General features: G+C 67.7%; 20 protein-coding genes. 5 read left to right on the top strand and 15 right to left on the bottom strand.

The window, feature by feature from the left end; all coding sequences use genetic code 11:
• Positions 1-23: 23 nt before the first annotated feature.
• On the bottom strand, positions 24-1,277 hold the full coding sequence (locus BVIR_RS01475) for an aspartate kinase (RefSeq protein ID WP_055036130.1): 1,254 nt from the start codon (positions 1,275-1,277) through the stop codon (positions 24-26).
• Positions 1,278-1,488: 211 nt separating this feature from the next.
• Complete coding sequence (locus BVIR_RS01470) at positions 1,489-2,037, bottom strand: hypothetical protein (protein ID WP_055036129.1); 549 nt, start codon at positions 2,035-2,037, stop codon at positions 1,489-1,491.
• Between the two features lie 381 nt (positions 2,038-2,418).
• Between BVIR_RS01470 and ubiG the strand changes: the two genes are divergently transcribed.
• On the top strand, positions 2,419-3,186 hold the full coding sequence (gene ubiG / locus BVIR_RS01465) for a bifunctional 2-polyprenyl-6-hydroxyphenol methylase/3-demethylubiquinol 3-O-methyltransferase UbiG (RefSeq protein ID WP_055036128.1): 768 nt from the start codon (positions 2,419-2,421) through the stop codon (positions 3,184-3,186).
• A gap of 55 nt (positions 3,187-3,241) precedes the next feature.
• Here the strand turns inward: ubiG and BVIR_RS01460 are convergent, their stop codons facing one another.
• The 4 genes from BVIR_RS01460 to BVIR_RS01445 all read right to left on the bottom strand — a co-directional run bounded on the left by BVIR_RS01460 (position 3,242) and on the right by BVIR_RS01445 (position 6,141).
• Positions 3,242-3,691 carry a DUF1178 family protein gene (locus tag BVIR_RS01460; protein ID WP_055036127.1) on the bottom strand — a complete coding sequence of 150 codons (450 nt, stop codon included), beginning with the start codon at positions 3,689-3,691 and terminating at the stop codon, positions 3,242-3,244.
• On the bottom strand, positions 3,688-4,575 hold the full coding sequence (locus tag BVIR_RS01455; RefSeq protein WP_055036126.1) for a carbon-nitrogen hydrolase family protein: 888 nt from the start codon (positions 4,573-4,575) through the stop codon (positions 3,688-3,690). The genes BVIR_RS01460 and BVIR_RS01455 overlap by 4 nt, the downstream gene beginning before the upstream one ends.
• Positions 4,576-4,820: 245 nt before the next feature.
• The gene (grxC, locus tag BVIR_RS01450) at positions 4,821-5,078 is read right to left on the bottom strand and encodes a glutaredoxin 3 (protein WP_055036125.1); all 258 of its coding nucleotides are present in this window, start codon (positions 5,076-5,078) and stop codon (positions 4,821-4,823) included.
• A gap of 271 nt (positions 5,079-5,349) precedes the next feature.
• Positions 5,350-6,141, bottom strand: a complete 792-nt coding sequence (locus BVIR_RS01445; protein WP_145911907.1) for a ComF family protein — start codon at positions 6,139-6,141, stop codon at positions 5,350-5,352.
• A gap of 102 nt (positions 6,142-6,243) precedes the next feature.
• Between BVIR_RS01445 and BVIR_RS01440 the strand changes: the two genes are divergently transcribed.
• Positions 6,244-7,113: a methyltransferase domain-containing protein gene (locus tag BVIR_RS01440; RefSeq protein ID WP_055036124.1), complete on the top strand. Its 870-nt coding sequence runs from the start codon at positions 6,244-6,246 to the stop codon at positions 7,111-7,113.
• Between the two features lie 47 nt (positions 7,114-7,160).
• Here BVIR_RS01440 and BVIR_RS01435 read toward each other — a convergent pair whose 3' ends face one another.
• The 5 genes from BVIR_RS01435 to BVIR_RS01415 all read right to left on the bottom strand — a co-directional run bounded on the left by BVIR_RS01435 (position 7,161) and on the right by BVIR_RS01415 (position 11,142).
• On the bottom strand, positions 7,161-7,604 hold the full coding sequence (locus BVIR_RS01435) for a GNAT family N-acetyltransferase (RefSeq protein WP_055036123.1): 444 nt from the start codon (positions 7,602-7,604) through the stop codon (positions 7,161-7,163).
• An 87-nt stretch (positions 7,605-7,691) separates the two neighbouring features.
• Positions 7,692-7,880 carry a Flp family type IVb pilin gene (locus tag BVIR_RS01430; protein WP_145911908.1) on the bottom strand — a complete coding sequence of 63 codons (189 nt, stop codon included), beginning with the start codon at positions 7,878-7,880 and terminating at the stop codon, positions 7,692-7,694.
• Between the two features lie 125 nt (positions 7,881-8,005).
• Positions 8,006-8,422, bottom strand: coding sequence for an 8-oxo-dGTP diphosphatase MutT (gene mutT / locus BVIR_RS01425; protein WP_055038597.1), 417 nt, complete (start codon positions 8,420-8,422; stop codon positions 8,006-8,008).
• 178 nt (positions 8,423-8,600) lie between these two features.
• Positions 8,601-9,842: a bifunctional glutamate N-acetyltransferase/amino-acid acetyltransferase ArgJ gene (gene argJ, locus BVIR_RS01420; RefSeq protein WP_055036121.1), complete on the bottom strand. Its 1,242-nt coding sequence runs from the start codon at positions 9,840-9,842 to the stop codon at positions 8,601-8,603.
• A gap of 412 nt (positions 9,843-10,254) precedes the next feature.
• Positions 10,255-11,142: a peptidylprolyl isomerase gene (locus BVIR_RS01415; RefSeq protein ID WP_055036120.1), complete on the bottom strand. Its 888-nt coding sequence runs from the start codon at positions 11,140-11,142 to the stop codon at positions 10,255-10,257.
• A gap of 284 nt (positions 11,143-11,426) precedes the next feature.
• Between BVIR_RS01415 and secA the strand changes: the two genes are divergently transcribed.
• Together secA and BVIR_RS01405 are read left to right on the top strand one after the other, a co-directional pair.
• Complete coding sequence (gene secA / locus BVIR_RS01410) at positions 11,427-14,246, top strand: preprotein translocase subunit SecA (RefSeq protein ID WP_055036119.1); 2,820 nt, start codon at positions 11,427-11,429, stop codon at positions 14,244-14,246.
• Positions 14,247-14,699: 453 nt separating this feature from the next.
• Positions 14,700-15,635 (top strand): IS110 family RNA-guided transposase, encoded by a 936-nt coding sequence (locus BVIR_RS01405; protein ID WP_055036118.1) that lies wholly within the window; start codon positions 14,700-14,702, stop codon positions 15,633-15,635.
• Positions 15,636-16,152: 517 nt separating this feature from the next.
• Here the strand turns inward: BVIR_RS01405 and BVIR_RS01400 are convergent.
• From BVIR_RS01400 to BVIR_RS01385, 4 genes are all read right to left on the bottom strand, one after another.
• Positions 16,153-17,679, bottom strand: coding sequence for a L,D-transpeptidase family protein (locus BVIR_RS01400; protein ID WP_236823653.1), 1,527 nt, complete (start codon positions 17,677-17,679; stop codon positions 16,153-16,155).
• A gap of 284 nt (positions 17,680-17,963) precedes the next feature.
• Positions 17,964-18,917 carry an acetyl-CoA carboxylase carboxyltransferase subunit alpha gene (locus BVIR_RS01395; RefSeq protein WP_145911909.1) on the bottom strand — a complete coding sequence of 318 codons (954 nt, stop codon included), beginning with the start codon at positions 18,915-18,917 and terminating at the stop codon, positions 17,964-17,966.
• Positions 18,918-19,055: 138 nt separating this feature from the next.
• Positions 19,056-20,003 (bottom strand): tyrosine recombinase, encoded by a 948-nt coding sequence (locus BVIR_RS01390; RefSeq protein ID WP_082417282.1) that lies wholly within the window; start codon positions 20,001-20,003, stop codon positions 19,056-19,058.
• 20 nt (positions 20,004-20,023) lie between these two features.
• On the bottom strand, positions 20,024-20,173 hold the full coding sequence (locus BVIR_RS01385; protein WP_055036116.1) for a hypothetical protein: 150 nt from the start codon (positions 20,171-20,173) through the stop codon (positions 20,024-20,026).
• A gap of 147 nt (positions 20,174-20,320) precedes the next feature.
• Here BVIR_RS01385 and BVIR_RS01380 point away from each other — a divergent pair, with 147 nt between their 5' ends.
• A complete protein-coding gene (locus tag BVIR_RS01380) occupies positions 20,321-20,935 on the top strand; it encodes a shikimate kinase (protein WP_055036115.1) in 615 nt (204 codons plus the stop codon).
• Positions 20,936-20,947 lie beyond the last annotated feature (12 nt).

The following is a 20,947-nucleotide window of genomic DNA, read 5'->3' as shown; positions in this document are numbered from 1 at the left end:
CAACGGATTATCTGGACAGGCTCCTAGTGCGCCAAGCCGTAGGCGTCGTGCAGCGCCCGCACCGCCTCATCGACCCGGCCGGCGTCGATCAGCACCGAGATCTTGATCTCCGAGGTGGTGATCGCCCGGATGTTGATGCCGTGCTCGGCCAGCGAGCGGAAGCATTGCGCCGCAACCCCGGCGTGGCTGCGCATGCCGATGCCGATCACCGACACCTTGGCAACATCGATCTCGCCCTCGACGCGGGCATAGCCGATCTTCTCCTTGACCTTGGCCAGGACGTCGATGGCGCGCTCGTAATCGGCCGACGGCACGGTGAAGGTGATGTCGGTATGGCGGCCGTCCTCGGAGATGTTCTGGACGATCATGTCGACATTGATGCTGGCATCCGTCAGCGGCCCGAACACCGAGGCGGCGACGCCCGGCTTGTCGGCGACGCGGCGGATGGTGATCTGGGTCTCGTCGCGGGAGAAGGCGATGCCGGTGACGGTCTGCTGCTCCACGATCTCGTCCTCGTCGCAAATAAGGGTGCCAGGCGGGTTGCCGTTGGCGTCGGTCTGGGGGGCGTCGGGGGCCTCGAACGAGGAGCGCACGAAGGTGCGCACCTGATGCACCATCGCCAGCTCCACCGAGCGCACCTGCAGCACCTTGGCCCCCAGCGAGGCCATCTCCAGCATTTCCTCGAACGCCACCTTGGGCAGGCGTCGCGCCTCCGGCACCACGCGCGGATCGGTGGTGTAGACGCCGTCGACGTCGGTATAGATGTCGCAGCGCTCCGCGCCGATGGCGGCGGCCACCGCCACCGCCGAGGTGTCCGAGCCGCCGCGACCGAGCGTGGTGATTCGCCCGCTATCCTGATGGATGCCCTGGAAGCCGGAGATCACCGCCACCTCGCCCTTGGCGAAGCCGTCGGCGAGGTTGGTGCCGTCGATGTCCTTGATGCGGGCGGCGCCGTGGGCGCCGTCGGTCCGGATCGGGATCTGCCAGCCCTGCCAGGAGCGCGCCGGCACCCCCATGTTGGTGAGCATCAGAGCGAGGAGCCCGGAGGTGACCTGTTCGCCGGAGGCCACCACGGTGTCGTACTCGCGGGTGTCGTAGAGCGGGGCGGCGTCCTTGCACCAGCCGACCAGCTCGTTGGTCTTGCCGGACATCGCCGAGACCACCACCGCAACGTTGTAGCCGGCATCGACCTCGCGTTTGACGTGGCGGGCGACGTTGCGGATGCGTTCGATATTGGCGACGGACGTGCCGCCGAATTTCATCACCAGTCGGGACATTGGCACGGATGGGCTGGGCGCGGACGGGCCTGGCACGGCTTTCAGGGAAGCGAACTTGGCATTCGCCCACGACCGCGCCGAGCGGTCGCTTGCGGAAAGCCGGGCGGACGTCCGGACAAGGACACGCCTACTTAGCCGCGCCCCGCGGCGGGATCAATCGTCGCGGGGCGTTTGGCGCACTGGACCAAAGACGACGTCCGGGCGGAGCGCCTCAGCAGCGGACCAGGCCGACCTGCGGCACGTCGTAGAGCTTGCCGGAGCGGTTGCCGAGATGGACGCGCGCCGGGGTGTCGGCGAGGTCGGCGGCAAAGTGGGCTTCCTGCGAGCGGTTGAACACCACCACGACGTCGTTGCCCTCGTCGTCGAGCACCGGCAGCAGCAGGCGCTCCCAAAGGTGGGAGTCGTCTTGGTCGAGCGAGCAGTGCAGGGTGTGGAGCGGCCGGCCGCTGTCCACCGCACGGCGGTAGCAGCCCAGGAAGAACGCGGCGACCTCGCCCTCCAGTTCGCTGGTGCGCTGGCCTTTGCGGTCGGTGCCGGCGATCTTGGCGACGTTGGCGCCGTAGTGGCTATAGATGAAGTCGTCGCCGACCGGACGCAGGATGGCCAAGTCGTCCGAATAGGCCAGCAGCTGTTCCGGGCCGAGCGCCGTCAGCGACGGCCGCGCACCGTTGGCAGCGGCGTTGAACAGCGCAACGAGTTCGCCGATTTCCTTTGCTCCGGCGCGCGCGGAAATTTCGGTGTCGTGAGCTTCACAGTACATGGGAATCCCCTTGTTCTTCGTTCTTCTGGGCCTAAGCTCCTCTGCTTTCAAGAGGGTTTACCCGGTTCTGATTTTGCACCGCACACGTAGCGTTGCTTAGGCGGGACAAGCCGCAGCGGCCCTTTATCATCGGAATGTCTTCGACGAAAGACGATCCGGTGCAGCGCGTACTGGCTTTTTCGCAGATGCGGCATCCCGTTCGCAGTTGCGGGACAGTCGGTGCGCCGGCCGGCGGCGGCAGAGGTTTCCTGCGGGTAGCGCCGCGGGATGGTCGACGGCATCCGGCGAGGCGGGCTATAGGTGCGTTATCGTTGAAACGAGCGGGCTGGCGCTGATCCGTAGCCGGAATCGTCACCGCGCGAGGCAGATGAGGAAAGGCCCATGTCGGAAGCGAGGACGCCCGGAACGAGGTCGTTCGCCACGACCGTCGACGACGCCGAAGTGGCGCGGTTTTCGGCGCTGGCGGAGGAGTGGTGGAACCCGCACGGCAAGATGCGCCCGCTGCACAAGTTCAACCCGGTCCGCATCGGCTACGTCCGCGACAAGGTGTGCGAGCATTTCGGCCGCGACGCCAAAGCCGCCTCGCCGCTCGCCGATTTGCGCTTCCTCGACATCGGGTGCGGCGGCGGCCTGCTGTCGGAGCCGCTGGCCAAGCTTGGTGCCGACATGCTCAGCGCCGATGCCTCGCCGGTGAACATCAAGGTCGCGAGTCTCCACGCCGAGAAGAGCGGGGTGACGATCGATTACCGCCACACCACCGCCGAGGCGCTGGCCGACGCCGGCGAACGGTTCGACGTGGTGCTGGCGATGGAGGTGGTCGAGCACGTCGCCGACATACCGCTGTTCCTTCGCCGCTGTGCCGAAATGGTGAAGCCGGGCGGCATGATGGTCGCCGCCACCCTCAACCGCACCCTCAAGAGCTTCGCCATGGCGATTGTCGGCGCCGAATACGTGCTGGGCTGGCTGCCGCGCGGCACCCACCAGTGGCACAAATTCGTCACCCCCGGCGAACTCGCGGTGGCGCTGTCCTCGGGCGGGCTCAAGCTGGTGGAGGAGATCGGCGTGGTCTACAACCCGCTCGCCGATTCTTGGCGGCTGTCGCCGGACACCAGCGTCAACTACATGATGATCGGCACGCGGCCGGCGTGAGCGCGCCGGCGCCAAGCTGACGGCAAGATCACGCTGTGATCTTGCCGAAACAGTGTCAGTTGCGGTCCTCCAGGATCGGCGGCAGCGCCATCACCTCGATGCCCTCCTCGATCAGAGCGCGGGCATCGGCCGCGGTCGCCTCGCCCCAAATCGAGCGGTGCCCGATCTCGCCGGCATGCATGCGGCGCGCCTCATCGGGAAAGCTCGGCCCGACATAGTCGGAATTCTCGACCAACTGCGTCCTCAACGCGCGCAGCTTGGTGCGCAATTCGACATCGTCCGGCGAGATCAGCGCGGTTGGCGCCACCGGCTCGGCCGACATCGGCTCGGCCTCACGGCCGCCGCGCGCCACCGAGGGCGCCATCAACTGTTTGGTGATCTCGGTCGCGCCGCACAGCGGGCACGTCACCAGGCGGCGCTGCTGCTGGGCTTCGAAGGCCTCGAACGACGGGAACCAGCTTTCGAATTCGTGGCCTTTCCCGCAACGCAAAGCGTAGCGGATCACGGCGCCGCTCCGATCACGTGCAGGCGCGGCTCGGCGGAGGGCTCGACCACCGAGAAGCGGCGGCCGTGCTGTAGCGAAGGCACGCGGCCGCGCGCCGACACCACCTCGGCCGGGTCGATATCGGCGATGATGATGCCCGGCGCGGTGCCGCCTTCGCCGAGAATGCGCCCCCACGGGTCGACGATCAGCGAATGGCCGAACGTCTCGCGGCCGTTGTCATGGCGGCCGCCCTGGGCGGCGGCGAACACGAAGCAACCGTTTTCGATCGCCCGCGCCCGAAGCAGCACGTGCCAGTGCGCCTCGCCGGTCCGGTGGGTGAACGCCGCCGGCACGGCGAGAAAGGACGCCCCTGCCTCGGCCAGCGCGCGGTAGAGCGCCGGAAAGCGCACATCGTAGCAGATCGACAGGCCGATCCGGCCCCACGGCAGGTCGGCCAACACCGCGGTCTCGCCCGGCTGGAACGATTCGGATTCGCGGTAGCTCTCGCCACCGGCGAGATCGACGTCGAACAAATGGATTTTGTCGTAGCGCGCGGCGATTGCGCCGCTCGGCGCCAGCACGAACGAACGGTTCACCGCCCGATCGGGCGAGGCCTTGATCGGCAGCGACCCGACATGGAGCCAAAGGCCAAGCGAACGCGCCAGTTCCTGGAGGTGGGCCAGCGCGGTGTCTTCGGCCTCCGGGGCCAGGACCTCGAACAGCTTCTCCCGGTCGGCCTCGAACAGCGAGGTCATTTCAGGCGTCATCACATAGTCGGCGCCGGCTGCCTTGGCCTCGCGCACCAACGCCACGGTCGAGTCGATATTGGCGGCCACCGACCGTCCCGACCGCATTTGCGCAAGCGCGACGCGGAAGGTGGCGGGTGAGCCGGAATTGATCGTCATTGGCCAATCTCGCTGGCTGGAGGCACGGGTGACGGCGGCATCCTAGCCGACAATCGGGCGGAGGCGACGGGCCGGCGTGCATTTTCGGCTCTCGTCCGCCCCACGCCGGCTCCGGCAATGTGGCCGGGCAGCCCGCGCGGGCGCGAAAACAGCTGCGCTCCCTCGGACATCGGGCGGGAGACGGCCGCCTCCCGCGCCCGCCTGCCGAACAGCGCCACGCACTGTCATTGGCCCGACGCGGGCGATCAGGCCACCAGCAGCGGATCGAGCTGGCCCTTTTCCTCCAGCGCGTAGAGGTCGTCGCAGCCGCCGACGTGGGTGGTGCCGATGAAGATCTGCGGCACGGTCGAGACGCCGCCCGAGCGCGCCAGCATCTCGGCGCGCGCGGAGGCATCGCCGGAAATGTCGATCTCGGTGAAGGTAGCGCCCTTGCGTCGCAGCAGCTCCTTGGCGGCGTGGCAATAGGGGCAGGACGATTTCGAATAGAGCACGATCGGGGGCATGACGTCTCCACGACACGACAATGGTGTGGCGGATCGATGACTTAGAGCAATTTCGGCAAAAAGTGGAACCGGTTTTGCGCGAGCCGGGCCCGGTCGGGCGGCGCGAGCAGAGCCGCGGACGACCACGGTGTTTGCGGGCACGGCGCCAAGGGCGGAGGTTTCGGCCCATCCCCTCGGGGCCGCGCAACCAATCCAGCCGGCACGCCATTGATTGAAATGGTTTTTCAGCACAACCAACGAGCGTCGCGCCGCGCCGCGCCGGATTTCGGCGTTAACCGTCCGCCAAATCCACCACCCTTGCGAACACCAGCGCATCGACCCGGGCCGCCCCGGCCCGCGACAACACCCGCGCGCAGGCTTCCAGCGTCGCCCCGGTGGTCAGAACGTCGTCGATCAGCACCAGCCGGCGGCCGCGCACCTCGCCGACGCCCTCCGGCGGCACGGCGAACGCGCCCTGGACATTGCGCGCCCGCTCCGCCCGGCTCAGTCCGACCTGGTGGCCGGTGCGTCGGCGGCGCACCAGCAGGCCGGGCCGAGCCGCAATCCCGGCGGAGCGCCCGATTTCGTCCGCCAGCGCCGCAGACTGATTGAACCGCCGTCGCCACAGCCGCATCCAGTGCAGCGGCACCGGCACCACGGCGTCGGCATCGGTGAGAAGCTCGGCGCCGGCCTGGGCCATCATCCGGCCAAGCGGCCGGGCCAACTCGATGCGATCGCCGAACTTGAGGGCGTGCACCAGCCGGCGGGCGACCTCATCGTAGCGCGCCACCGCCCGCGCCCGCTGAAACGCCGGCGGGTCGGCGAGCGCCGCCGGCGATATCATGCCAGCGCCGAGGTCGACCGCGAACGGCGTGCCCAGCCGCTCGCAATATGGCCGGCTGACGAAGTTCAGCTTCGCCCAGCACGCCGGGCACAGGCCGCCGTCGTCGGCGACCGGAACACGGCAGGCGATGCAGGTCGGCGGCAGCGCGACGTCGCGGATCAACGCGGCAGCCGCCCGCAGTGTCGCGATACCGCGCCGGCCCAACGCCCCGCCTCCGCCTGCTGCAACCGGGTCCATCATGGCGTAGCCTAAGGTTGCAAATTTCGCTCCGCAAGCGCGGCGATCGACCCAGGCCATTGCCAGACGGGCGCCGATGTCCACATCCAGGGGCGGAGGGCAACGATGACACCTCATGTGTTCGACCGCGCCGTGATCCGCCGCCGCCGAGTCCGCGCCCTGGCGCTGGGGCCGGCCGATTTCTTGGTCGACCTCGCCGCAGGCGAACTGTCCGAGCGGCTGGCAGCGGTGACCCGGCGGTTCGCCGTCGCCGCCGATATCGGCACCCCGACCGAGGCGGTGACGAGCGCGCTGCGGGCCAGCGGCCAGATCGATGCCATCACCCGGCTCGACCTTCTGGCCGGCGGTGACGACGGCACCGACGGCGCCGCGCTGCCGTTTGCACCCGCCTCGCTCGATCTTGCGGTGTCGGCGCTGGCGCTGCAGTTCGTCAACGACCTGCCCGGCCTGCTGGTGCAGATCCGTCGCGCCCTGAAACCGGACGGGCTGTTCCTCGCCGCGCTGATCGGCGGCGACAGCCTGACCGAGCTGCGCCAAGCCTTCACCGCCGCCGAGGCCGAAACCACCGGCGGCGTGTCGCCCCGGGTCGCGCCGTTCGCCGAGGTGCGTGAGCTGGGCGCCCTGCTGCAGCGGGCCGGCTTTGCGTTGCCGGTGGCCGACGTCGACCGCCTGACGGTACGCTATGCGACGCCACTGGCGCTGATGGCCGAGCTTCGCCGGATGGGAGCCGCCAACCCGCTGGTCGAGCGCCGCCGCGCCCCGCTGCGGCGGGCGAGCCTGATCCGGGCCGCCGAACTCTACGCGGCGCGGTTCGCCGACCCGGACGGCCGCATCCGTGCCACCTTCGACATTGTCTGGCTGTCAGGCTGGGCACCGCACGAGAGCCAGCAGCAGCCGCTGAAGCCGGGCACGGCGCAGATGCGGCTCGCCGACGCGCTCGGCGCGGTCGAGCACGGCCCGGCGCCAAAGCGCTGAGCACGGCTCGGCCCCTACGTTGCCCGGCGGTCCGGCCGGGTCCCGTATCACAGCAGCTTGCGCATCGCCGGCGCGTGATGGAGGCCGAAGCCGAGCGACTTGTAGAACGGCACTGCCTCCGAGCGCGCGTCCAGGAACACCGCCTGCATGCAGCGAACCACAGCCTCGCGCTCGACATGGTCCATCAGCGCCTTGCCGATGTCGGCTCGCCGCGCCTCGTCGGCGACGACGAGGTCGTCGACCTGCAGGTGGGCCCCGCGCGCCAGGGTATGCACCGGCCGCACCCCGAGCACACCGACCAGCCGGCCGTCGACGAAGGCGCCGACCAGCGCGTAGCCCGCAAAGCTCTGCCGGTCGACGCGCTCGACGAATTCGTCAAGGGTCAGGTGGGTGCGCAGCACCGCAATCACCGGAAACGCCAGCCGCCATTCTGCCGGCTCCAGTTTCCGGATGGTGATCTTGCCGCTCGCTGCGCTGCCCGTCCTGGTCATGGTTCCGCCCCCGGCCCGACCGCGCGGACCGACATGCGCGATCGCCTCACCCGCCCCCGGCGATCGCGTCCGAGCCGGACCCGCCGCTCAGGGCCTGAACACGTCTGCCACCCTGCCGAGGATGTCGGGCAGGATGTCCCGGCCGATCGTCGCGAGCGGCGCCACGATCATGAGGCTGACGACCGCAAGCACGATGGCGTATTCGACCGCGGTCACCCCCCGGTCGTCCACCGAAATTCGCCGGATGGCCGCAACTGCTTTGTGAAACCGCTGCATCGGCATCTCCTTCCGGGCGGCCTTCGTCTCGACCCCTTCGGCGGCGGCGGCCGGGGGCTCGTTCGCGCCTGGGGTTTGCGCTACCCGCGGCCACCGGTCCTGCGAAAGAAAACCCTGAACAAAACTCAGAGCAGGTCGATCAGCATCGGGATCAGCGGCACGTCGGCCGGCGGCATCGGATACTCGCGCAGCCGCGCCGGGCGCACCCAGGCCAACGTCTGGCCCTCGCGTGCGGTCGGCTGGCCGCTCCAGCGCCGGCACACATAGAGCGGCATCAGGAGGTGGAAGTCGCCATAGTCGTGGCTGGCGAAGGTCAGCGGCGCCAGGCACGGCTCTTGAATCGCAATGCCGAGTTCCTCGTCCATCTCGCGAATGAGCGTGGTCTCCGGACGCTCGCCGGCCTCGACCTTGCCGCCGGGAAACTCCCACAGTCCCGCCATCGCCTTCCCCGCCGGCCGCTGGGCGATCAGCACCCGCCCGTCGGCATCGACCAGCGCCACCGCTGCCACGAGCAGGAGCGGTCCGCTTGAATTTGCGGACATCATTCTAGGTCCTTTCGGATTAAGGCGAGGTTGCTCGCCGTCGATACACGGTGCTGAAACGTTTTCCGGTCGATCCGGCCGAGATCCCGGCAACAGCCTCCGCGAAAATTCCCCGATCGGAAAGGAATTCCTCGGTGGCCGGACACCAAAACGCCGGCATCGCGGCCGGCGTCCTGGGTTACGATCGGTAATCGCCGTTGATGGCGACGTATTCCTTGGTAAGATCGCAGGTCCACACCGTGTCGGAGGCAACGCCCAGCGCAAGGTCGACCTTGATCTCGATCTCGCTGCCTTTCATGTAGGCGGAGGTCGCCGCCTCGTCGTAGTCGGGGTCGCGCGCGCCCTTGCGGGCGACGCGGATATCGCCGAACCAGATCGTCAGCTTGTCGCGTTCGGCCGGCTCGCCGGCCTTGCCCACCGCCATCACCACCCGGCCCCAATTGGCGTCCTCGCCGGCGACCGCGGTCTTGACCAGCGGCGAATTGGCGATCGACATCGCGATCTTCCGCGCCGAGCGCTTGGAGGTGGCACCGCTCACCGTGATGGTGATGAATTTGCGTGCGCCCTCGCCGTCGCGGGCGACCTGGCGGGCGAGGTCGCCGAGCAGGTCGAACAGCGCGGCGCGGAACCCGGTCAGCCGCTTGTCGCGCGTCTCCGCGATCACCGGTGCGCCACGCTCGGCGGCAGCGCCGGTGGCGAACATCAGCAGGGTGTCGGAGGTCGAGGTGTCGCCGTCGATGGTGAGGGCGTTGAAGGTATCGACCACGCCGCGATCGAGCAGGTTCTGCAGCACCGGCGCGGCGATCGGCGCGTCGGTCACCACGAACGACAGCATGGTTGCCATGTCGGGCGCGATCATGCCGGCGCCCTTGGCGATGCCGACCAGCGTCACCGGCACGCCGTCGAGGTCGACGGAGCGCGTGGCCACCTTGGGGAAGGTGTCGGTGGTCATGATCGCTTTCGCCGCCTCGAGCCAGGGGCCATCGGCGGCGCGGGCGGCGCAGTCGGCCAGAACGCCCTCGAACTTGGTGGCGTCGAGCGGCTCGCCGATCACCCCGGTCGAGGCCAAGAACACCTCGCGCGGCCGGCACCCGGCGGCGGCCGCGGCGATCTCGGCGGTCAGCTTGACCGCGTCGCGCCCGGCCCGGCCGGTGAAGGCGTTGGCATTGCCGGAATTGACCACCAGCGCCCGCGCCTTGCCGGCCGCCAGCTTGGCCTCGCACCACTCGACCGGTGCCGACGGGCACTTCGAGCGCGTGAACACCCCAGCCACCGTGGTGCCGCGGTCGAACGCCATCAGCAGCACGTCGGTTCGGTTATTGTAGCGGATGCCGGCCTCGGCGGTGGCGAATTTCACGCCGGCAACCGGCGGCAACTCCGGAAAGACGTGAGGGGCGAGGGGAGAAACGGACTGGGACATGGTGGCCTCTTGGAGAGGCCGACGTTTGCCCGAGCCACCGGGCGGACGCAAGGCCGCGCACGACAATGCCGCTCACCGCCGCGTGATGTGCGGCCTCGGCGCACCGAGCCGCAGCAGACCTTACGCCAGCCGCGCCGCGGGCGGTTGAAGCTGGGCGACGACCCGGGCTGCCAAGCCAACCGCGGGGCCGGCGGCGACCTTTCGAGGACTTCGGGCATCAGCCGGCGCTGATCGATCCCGTTCCGATCAAGGATTTTTCGGCGAAGTTGGACCCGGGATTACGACGTGATCATCCGGAAACCGAATGAACCATCCTATTTCCGCAACCCCGGTTCCGGCTTTTGCAGACATGCTCCAGATAATCCCGAACGGCCGCCTCACCGGTTTTCCAGCGAGGCGGCCGGACTTCGGATTACTTCTTCTGGTCGGGCGCCTTCTGCTCCGGCGCCTTCGGGTCGGGAGTCTTCTCCGGCGCCTGGACCCGCTCGATCTTGGCGCTCTCGCGCAGCTTCAGCACCAGCTCGGTCTGGGCCTTGTGCTGAACGTACTGCTCGATCTGCTCGCGCACCTCCTCGAGCTTCGGCGCCTGACGCTGACGAATGTCTTCGACCTTGATGACGTGCCAGCCGAACTGGGTCTTGACCGGGTCGGCGATCTGGCCCTTCGCGGTCTTGAACGCAACTTCGGCGAATTCGGGCACCATCTGGCTCTTGGTGAAGTAGCCAAGGTCGCCATCCTCTGACGAGCCGGTGTCCTTGGTGTTCTTCTTGACCAGTTCGACGAAATCGGTGCCGGTGCGGGCCTGCTTGACCAGTTCCTTGGCCAGGTCCTCGCTCTCGACCAGAATGTGACGGGCGCGAACCTCCTGCTCCTGCGACAGAGTCTTGGAGGTTTCCTCATAGATCTTTTGCAGGTCAGCGGTCTTCACCGCCTCGCGGCCGGCCTGCTCCATCATTTCCTCCATCAGGAGGCGCTGACGTAGATGGGCCAGCTTCTTCTTGAACTCCGGCGAGTCCTGCAGATTCTTGGCCTCGGCCGCCTTGGCGAGCATGACGATGTCAGTGGCGTAGTTGATCAGCGCCTCGCGCCGCTGTTCGGGCGTCGCCGACGGCAGGTTCCCGCCCACACCCTCTTCGATCAACGCTAGGTCGCTCTCGAAAATCTCGACGCCGTTGACCTTGGCAACGAGGGCGTCGGCAAAAGCCGTACCCGGCGCGCCGAACGCGACGGCGATCACGGCGGCAGCCAGAGCCAAGCGAACCGGTGACAAACCGGTGCCACGGGCGGAAGTATTGATCATTGCATCATCCTTTGAGGAAAGCGCGGCGGATGCATGCCCCCTTCCGCGGCGATTGACAAGGCGGAAGGGCGTCCATATCTCCGAGCCACCCGTGGTGCGCGCGACGTCTCGCGCGAACGTGACGCGGGCATCGGGACATGGGCGTCGGATGTTCCGGAACCGCCCGGATTTCGCCCCTTTTGTCGATCGATCAATGCCAAGGCTCGATCGGTTTCGCCCCTCACGTCGCGGTTCCGCCTGCGACGGCCCGGCGACGGCGGGCAGCTAGCTAAAGGTGATCTTCCATGTTCGGCGCCCTTGCATCCAAGCTGTTCGGCTCGTCAAACGACCGAAAGGTCAAAATTTTCCGTCCGCGGGTCGCCACCATCAACGACCTTGAGCCAGCGTTCGCCGCGCTCACCGACGACGAACTGCGCGCCAAGACCGCCGAGTTCCGCCAGCGCATCGCCGACGGCGCATCGCTCGACGACCTGCTGCCCGAGGCCTTCGCCGCGGTACGCGAGGGCGCCAAGCGCACGCTCGGCCAGCGCCACTTCGACGTCCAGCTGATCGGCGGCATGGTGCTGCACGAAGGCAAGATCGCCGAGATGAAGACCGGCGAAGGCAAGACCCTGGTCGCCACCTTGCCGGTCTACCTCAACGCCCTCGCCGGCAAGGGCGTCCACGTCGTCACCGTCAACGACTACCTCGCCAAGCGCGACGCTGAGTGGATGGGCCAGATCTACCGATTCCTCGGCCTCACCGTCGGCACCATCGTTCACGGCATGGACGACGACGAGCGCCACGCCGCCTATGCCTGTGACGTAACCTATGCCACCAATAACGAACTCGGATTCGACTATCTGCGCGACAACATGAAGTACGACCTGGGCCAGCTTTCCCAGCGTGGTCATGCCTATGCCATTGTCGACGAAGTCGATTCGATCCTGATCGACGAGGCCAGGACACCGCTTATCATCTCCGGCCCGCTCGATGACCGGTCTGACTTCTATAACACCGTCGACAAGTTCGTTCCAAACCTTGAGAAGTCAGACTACGATCTGGACGAAAAACAGCGCATCGTAGTGATGACCGAGGCCGGCACCGAAAAGATGGAGCGCATGCTGCGCGAGGCCGGCCTGCTCAAGACCGAGGACCTGTACGACGTCGAGAACGTCTCGGTGGTCCATCACGTCAACCAGGCGCTGCGCGCCCACAAGCTGTTCACCCGCGACAAGGACTACATCGTCCGCAACGGCGAGGTGGTGATCATCGACGAATTCACCGGCCGCATGATGCCGGGCCGCCGCTACTCGGAAGGCCTGCATCAGGCGTTGGAGGCCAAGGAACAGGTCGCCATCCAGCCGGAAAACCAGACGCTCGCCACCATCACCTTCCAGAACTACTTCCGCATGTACGCGAAGCTGGCCGGCATGACCGGTACTGCCCTTACGGAAGCAGACGAGTTCATGGATATCTACGGCCTCGAGGTGGTCGAGGTGCCGACCAACGTGAAGGTCGCGCGCAACGACGAGGACGACGAGGTCTACCGCACCGCGGCGGAGAAGTACGCAGCCATCATCGAGCTCCTCAAGGAGTGCAAGGCCAAGGGCCAGCCGGTGCTGGTCGGCACCACCTCGATCGAGAAGTCCGAGACCCTGGCCGAGCTTCTGAAGAAGGAAGGCTTCATCCAGAAGGACTTCTCCGACCCGACCGCGTTCGCCGGGCTGTTCGATGACGACGCCAGCGCCACCGACAGGGTGTTCGCGGTGCTCAACGCCCGCTACCACGAGCAGGAAGCCCAGATCGTCTCCCAGGCCGGTGCAGCCGGCGCCATCACCATCGCCACCAACATGGCTGGCCGCGGCACCGACATCCAGCTCGGCGGCAACCCGGAGATGCGCATCAAGGCCGAGCTCGCCGACCTTGAACCGGGCGAGGAATACGACCGCCGCGCCGCCGAGATCCGCGCCCAGTGCGCGCGCATGAAGGAGCGGGCGCTGAAGGCCGGCGGCCTGTTCGTGCTCGGCACCGAGCGTCACGAATCGCGGCGCATCGACAATCAGCTGCGCGGCCGCTCCGGCCGCCAGGGCGACCCCGGCCGCTCGCGCTTCTTCCTGTCGCTCGACGACGATCTGATGCGCATCTTCGGGTCGGACCGGCTCGACGGCATGCTGCAGAAGCTCGGCCTGAAAGAGGGCGAGGCCATCGTCCACCCCTGGATCAACAAGGCCTTGGAGAAGGCGCAGGGCAAGGTCGAGGCGCGCAACTTCGACGCCCGCAAGAACATCCTGAAATACGACGACGTCATGAACGACCAGCGGCGCGTCATCTTCAGCCAGCGCATCGAGCTGATGAAGGACGAGAACGTCGCTGAAACGGTGAAGGCGATGCGCCATGCCGTGATCGACGAACTCGTCGCCAAGCACATTCCCGCCAACGCCTATCCGGAACAGTGGGATGCCAAGGGCCTACACGAGGCTGTGACCCAGGTGATGGCGCTCGACCTGCCGATCGAGGACTGGGCCAAGGAAGAGGGCATCGCCGACGAGGAGGTGCGCGAGCGCCTGTTCAAGGCCACCGACGCGGTGATGGATGGCAAGCTCGAGGCCTACGGCCCCGAGATCATGACCTACGTCGAGAAGAGCATCCTGCTGCAGGCGCTCGATCATTTCTGGCGCGAGCACCTCGTCACGCTGGAGCACCTCCGCCACGTCATCGGCCTGCGCGGGTATGGCCAGCGCGACCCGCTCAACGAGTACAAATCGGAGGCCTTCACCCTCTTCCAGGCCCTGCTCGACCGGCTGCGTGAAGCCGTCACCGCCCAACTGATGCGGGTCGAGATCGTGTCGCAGCCGACGCAGCCCGAGCTGCCGGAAATGCACGGACACCACATCGACCCCACCACCGGGCTCGACGAGGTCGCCGTCGATCCGGTGGCGCGGGCCGGGCGCGCGCTTGGCATCTCGGCCGAGGACATCGCCGCGCTCGACGCCGCCGGCATCGCCGAGGCGGTCGACCGCGACCCCGCCAACCCGGCGACCTGGGGCAAGGTCGGGCGCAACGAGCCCTGCCCGTGCGGCTCCGGCAAGAAGTACAAGCACTGCCACGGCCGGCTGTCCTGAGCGGCAGCCGACCGGAGGCTGCTGAGCGGCCGATACGACATACCGACGGCGGCAGCCGACCGCGGGAACGATACTCCCAGCCGTCGCGCACATTCGCGTCCCGGCCCAAGAACTCCCGCCGATCTGCTCAAACGCGGCTGCCGCGCTGAGCCTTTGATACGGTTTCCGGTTGATTGGCTCGGCTCTTTCTTCCCTCTCCCCTTGCGGGAGAGGGTGCCGAGCGATCGCAAAGATCGCGAGGCGGGTGAGGGGTGCCTGCGCCGAGTAGGCTGAAATACCCCTTGTAACTTGAATGCGCCGCGATCGGGTAAGCTACCGGGTGCGGTGACGGGTGGGAGCCCGCAAACCCCTGGGTCGTCCGAGACCGTGGGTGAGATCGGCGCCCCACCCGTCGTTCCTTCGAACCCGGACAGTCGCCAGGGCCGCACGAGCTCGCTTCGGCAAGGTCGGGTCATGTCGGAACAGATCACCGTCGGTATCGATGTCTCCAAGGATCGCCTCGATGTCCATGTCCGCCCCCTGGGCGAGGCGTTTGCCGTCCCGCGCGACGGCGAAGGCCTCGCCAATCTCTGCCACCGCCTGACGGCGCTCGCCCCCGCCCTCGTCGCCCTGGAGGCGACCGGCGGCTTTGAGGCGGTCGTCACCGCAGCGCTGGTTGCGGCCGGCCTGCCGGTGGTGGTGGTCAACCCCGCCCAGGTGCGTGCGTTTGCCCGCGCCCTCGGCAAGCGCGCCAAGACCGATCCGATCGACGCCGCGGTGATCGCCCACTTCGCCGCGGCCACCGCGCCGGAGGTGCGGCCGATGCCCGACGAGGCGACGCGCCGTCTCGCCGCGCTGATGGCCCGCCGCCGGCAGATCGTCGAGATGATGGGCGCAGAGCGCCAGCGCCTGCGCCATACCGCCGTCGCGCGCGTGCGCCAATCGATCGAGCGCCTCATCCAGGCCCTCGAAAAGGAACTCGCCGAGATCGACCGCGACATCGACACCGCCGTCCGCAGCTCGCCCGCCTGGCGCGAGGCCGAGGACCTTTTGTCCTCCGTTCCCGGCGTCGGGCCAATCGTGGCGCGCTCGCTCCTCGCCGAGCTGCCCGAGCTGGGAACGCTCGACCGCAAGAAGATCGCCGCCCTCGCCGGGCTCGCCCCCTTCACCCGCCAGTCCGGGTCCTGGAAGGGGCGCAGCTTCATCGGCGGCGGTCGCTCGACCGTCAGAACAGTGCTGTTCATGGCCGCGCTGGTCGCCAGCCGGTACAACCCCGTCCTGAAAACCTTCTACCGCCGCCTCCTCGACGCCGGAAAGCCCAAGATGCTCGCTCTCGTCGCCGTCGCCAGGCGCCTCCTCGTCATCCTCAACGCCATCCTCAGAGACAAACAGCCATGGCGAACCGCTTGACCAGAAAGACAGTCGCTCACCCGCCTCGCGATCTTTGCGATCGCTCGGCACCCTCTCCCGCAAGGGGAGAGGGAAAAGACGCGCCCCTCGGCCACCGGCCAGTCCGAGCGGATCAACCGGAAACCGTATGAGACCAAAACACCGGCCGATCAGGCCGGTGTTTTGCATTCACGTCGCCGGAAACCCCGTTCGACCAAGGGGGTTCAGCGGGGCGGGGTCACGCCTGATCGTCCGGATTTCGAATGCGCGATCGCACTCTCATTCGCAAAACTGGGATCCACCTTGCGGAGAGTGCGCTGGCCGGCCAAGTCGGCGTCCACGTTCGCGCAAAATACCGCTGACTGTTGGCCGAACAGAACGCGCCCGAATCCGGTTGCCTTGCCCGACGCGCGCTTTCACCCCCGGCGGGTACGAAGGCCGATGGACCTCAAGACAAGGCCTCGGCCACCGACATCCGGCCGCATTCCTCGGCAGCGTCGGCTCCGACGTCCCGCGCAGCAACCGGCCCGGCCAGGCCTCAGCGGGCGAAGCTGCTGGTGCCCAGCACCGGCGCGGCACCGACGATCACGCCGATTGCTGGCGCAGTGGCGGCGGTGTCAGCGACGGCGCCCGGCCGGGCCTGCGTCGTCGGCTGGGCGGTGTGCGAACCCGGCTGGGTGACCGGAACCGCGCCCGGCCGCGCCGGCGGCGGCGCCGAGGTCAGCGCGTAGCCGCTGCTCGGACTGTGCGATGCCGGCTTCTCGGTCGGACGGATCGGCGGCTGCGGTGCTGCCGCCCGTGGCGGGCTGGCAAGCGCCTGGGTGGATTCGGTATGATTCGCCTGCACCGACGCGGTCGTCGATGCCGTCGTATCCTCACCGCTGCCGAACAAGCGGTTGAACCACGACCCGGAGCCGGTGGCCGACGCCGCGGCGACCTCGTTCGGCTTACTCTCCAGCTGAGATTTCTCGGGTTTCAGCGTGTCGGGCTGCACCGCCTTTGCCACGCTCGGCTCGCGCGGCGGCACGACATGGGCCGGAATGGTTCCGGGCAGACGATAGGGTTCGGTGCGGATGACGTCGCCGGACGCCGGGTCGCCGATGCCCTTCACCGCTGCCAGGAACACCGGGTGCATGCCGCCGTCGGCACCGGTCTTGACCGGAGCCGGGGTCACGCCATCGTGGAGCAGAGCCGCGACCTTGGCATCGTCAGCGGCGCGCTTCTGCGCGGTGGCGGCGGCGATGTCCTGCGGCACCTCGTAGGACGGGCACAATCCGACCGGATCGAACTTCGCCCCGCCCACCGGAGTGGCGTTGAACACGTACTTCTTCTCGCAAACGTCGACCTTGAGGGCCTTGCGCGACACCAGGAACTGGTCGTTGCCCTCCTTCAGCATCCGCCAGAACGCCATGTTGGGGTTGCTGCGGTGCTTGGCGAGGTTCTCCGGTGTCATCCGGAACGGATAGGCCTGGACCTGGAACGAGCGCTGTCCGCCTTCGAAGCTCTCGCGGCCCAGCGTGTAGATCTCGGCAATCTGCTCGTCGGTCATCGCATAGCAGCCGCGCGAGGAGCAATCACCGTGCACCATCAGGTCGCCACCGGAACGGCCGTGGGCGCGGTCAAACGCATTCGGGAATCCGGTATTGAAGGCAAGATAGTAGCTCGAGCGCGGGTTCATCAGGCCGGGCACGATGGTATAGAACCCCTCGGGTGCCTGGCGATCGCCTTCTTTGACCTTGGGTCCAAGCTCGCCCGACCAACGGCAGATCGGGTAGCTCTTGAACAGCTCGTAGCGGCCTTCGCGGGTCGGCTTCCACACCTCGAGTTCACTCTCCTGCTTGAACAGGCGAATGACCATCGGGCTCGATTTCGACATGCCCTTTTCTTCAAGCAGGGCAAGCGTCGCCGGCTTGAGCGGTTGCTGGGCGCGCGAGGGCAGGCGCGAGGACACCTCGTCGCTGACGCATCCGGCAACGGAAGCGGCGATAGCGGTGGCGAACGCAGCGGCGAGGAATCGAGAGGAGAGCGGACGGTTCAACGCGAGACCCTTCATTGAAAGCGTCATCGTCATGGCGCCGGCATAATGAACCGCGATTATGAATCGTTAGCGTTACGGTTCAGTTAGCGCAAGAGCCCGGCTCGACTCAAAGCCAAGCGACCCGCCGGCTGTACCGTCGACGACGAATAGGGCGATCGCATGGCTGTGGAAAGAACAGCCTTACCGAAGCGTTAATGGCGCCGGGCGTCTAGAGCATTATCCGACCTGCCTGCATCAGGTCAGATGCTCTAGGTCTTTGTTATTTCGCATTTTCTTTCGCACAACCGGATCCCACTTGTGCGGAAAATGCTCTAGAGCGTTCGCCCGATCGCCAGGAACTTGGCGTAGCGCTGCTCCCGCACTTCGGTGGCGGAGAGCCCCTTCAACTCAGCGAACGCTTGCTCCACCGCATCGCCAACGGTGGTGAACATCGCCTCGGCGTTGCGGTGGGCTCCCCCCGGCGGCTCCGGCACGATCTTGTCGATCACCCCGAACTTGATGAGATCCTGGGCGGTGATCTTCATGTTGGTCGCGGCGTCCTGGGCCCGCGAGGAATCGTGCCACAGAATCGAGGCCGCGCCTTCCGGCGAGATCACCGAATAGATGGCGTGCTCCAGCATCAGCACGCGGTTGGCGGTGGCGATGGCGATCGCCCCGCCCGAGCCACCCTCGCCGATCACCACCGCGACGTTGGGCACACCGAGGCCGAGACAGGTGTCGGTCGAGCGGGCGATGGCTTCCGCCTGGCCGCGTTCCTCGGCGCCGATGCCGGGATAAGCGCCGGCGGTATCGACCAATGTCAGCACCGGCAAGCCGAAGCGGTCGGCCATTTCCATCAGCCGCACCGCCTTGCGGTAGCCCTCCGGGCGGGCCATGCCGAAATTGTGGCGCAGCCGCTCCTCGGTGGTGGAGCCCTTCTCCTGGCCGATCACACACACCGGCTCGCCGCGGAAGCGGCCGAACCCGCCGAGGATCGCCTCGTCCTCGCCGAACTTGCGGTCGCCGGCGAGCGGGACGAACTCGGTGATCAGGCTGCGGACGTAGTCGGAAACGTGCGGACGCTGCGGGTGCCGCGCCACCAGCGCCTTCTGCCACGGCGTCAGGCTGGCATAGAGGTCCTTCAAGGCCTGATTGGCCTTGGCCTCCAGCTTGGCGATCTCGTCGCCGATGGCGACGCCTTCCCCGTTGGCGGCGAGGGCGCGAAGCTCCTCGACCTTGGCTTCGAACTCGGCAACGGGCTTTTCAAAATCGAGATAGCTGCGCATCGAACGACACGGGTTGGCCAATGAATGGGGGGGGGCGAGCATCGCCCGGGCCGTCCCCGGGGCGGCGGACATCACTCCGCCACGCAGCGGAAGTCAAGATCTGCCCGGCCTTGGCGCTCGCGACAGGCGTGGCATGGGTCAATCTTCGGCCAGAGGATGCAAATCGCGCACCATTGCCGCCAGCCGCTCATCCAGCACGTGGGTATAGATCTGGGTGGTCGAGATATCGGCGTGGCCGAGCAGGGTCTGCACCGTGCGAAGGTCCGCGCCATTCTGCAGCAGGTGGCTGGCGAAGGCGTGGCGCAACACGTGCGGCGACACCAAGCGGTGGTCGAGCCCGGCGGCAGCGGCCAGCGCCTTCAACTCGCGGGCCACGTGCTGGCGGGTGAGGTGCCCGCTGTCGCCGAACGAGGGAAACAGCCATCTGCCCTCGCCCGCAGCGATGCCGGCCTGCCTGTGCAGCATCCGGTAGTGAGCCATCGCCCGTTTGGCCGCCTCCGTCAGCGGCACCAACCGCTCCTTGCCGCCCTTGCCGCGCACCACCAGCGCCTCGGCCGCGCGCGCCGCCGAGGCGGGCAGCGCCACCAGCTCGGAGATGCGAAGCCCGGTGGCGTAGAGCGTTTCGATCAGCGCGGCGAGCCGCGCCGCCCTGAGTTGGGACGCCCCCCCCACGCCGACACCGGCCGCGGCGGCATGGGCGGTCTCAAGCAGGGTGTCGACCTGGGCGACGGAGAGCACCTTCGGCAGGCCGCGGCCGCGCCGCGGCCCTTCCAGCACCGCCGCCGGGTCACCGCCGGCGAGGCCCTCGGCGTAAAGAAAGCGGTGGAGCTGGCGAATCGCCGACAATCGGCGCGCCACCGTCGAGGGCTTCAGGCCGCGGTCCGACAGTTCGGCGAGAAAGGCGCGGATATCGTCCGTGTCGGCGAGGGCAGCGACGCGCCCACGCCCGGCCAGGAAGCCGACATAGTCGTCGAGGTCGCGCCGATAGGCCTCGACGGTGTTGCCGGCTGCGCCGCGCTCGGCGACCTGCATGTCGAGAAACAGCGCCACCGCCCCCCGGTCGCCGCGGCGGGAGGCGGGCGCCATGACGCGCCGGCCCGCCACCGTCAGTTGGCCCGGTGGAAACGGTCGGGCGAGATGGTGACGGTCATCTCGCGCTGGGTCGGCTCGACCATGGTCGCCAGCGCGAATAAGCTGCCATAGCCCGCCGCGCCGAGCAGGAGGATGGTCATCAGGAACCGGATCAGAAAGGGCATGGCCGCGATTCCAGCTTGGTTGCGTTTGCGGCAGGGCACCACGTCCGTCTGCCGCTGGCAAGGCTGGTCGCGCGCGCCTCTATTCTTTGGGCCAATTCCTGCCATTCGCGCGCGGCATGCTATAGAGCCGGCCGGGGGAGAGACGCCATGACCGCGCTGGCCAGGACCGAGACCGACGACCGTCCGTTCAAGCTGCGCGCCGGGTTGGGCTCACGCTCGGTGGTGCTGATCGGCATGATGGGCGCTGGAAAATCGACCGTAGGCAAGCGCCTGGCCACCCGGCTCGGCCTGCCATTCGCCGACGCCGACACCGAAATCGAGGCCGCCGCCGGCATGACCGTCGCCGAGATCTTCAAGAACCACGGCGAGCCCGCCTTCCGCGACGGCGAGGCTCGGGTGATCCGCCGGCTGGTCGAGGGCACTTCGCAGGTGATCGCCACCGGCGGCGGCGCCTATATGCGGCCGGAGACTCGCGCGATCATCCGCGAACGGGCGATCTCGGTCTGGCTCAAGGCCGATTTCGACGTGCTGATGCGCCGTGTCCGCCGCCGGGCCGACCGCCCGCTGCTCAAGGCGCCCGACCCGGAAGGGGTGATGCGGCGCCTGATCGAAGAACGCTACCCTGTCTATGCCGAAGCCGACATCACCGTGCTGTCGCGCGACGTCTCCCAGGACGTCATCGTCGAGGAGATCCTCGCCGCGCTGACCGACCATGTGACCTCTTCCGTGTCCCTCGATAGCGCCAACGCCGATCCATGCTGATGAGCCAGTCCG

The sequence above is a fragment of the Blastochloris viridis genome (assembly GCF_001402875.1).
GTDB lineage: Bacteria > Pseudomonadota > Alphaproteobacteria > Rhizobiales > Xanthobacteraceae > Blastochloris > Blastochloris viridis.
This window is presented reverse-complemented; position numbering and strand designations above follow the sequence as displayed.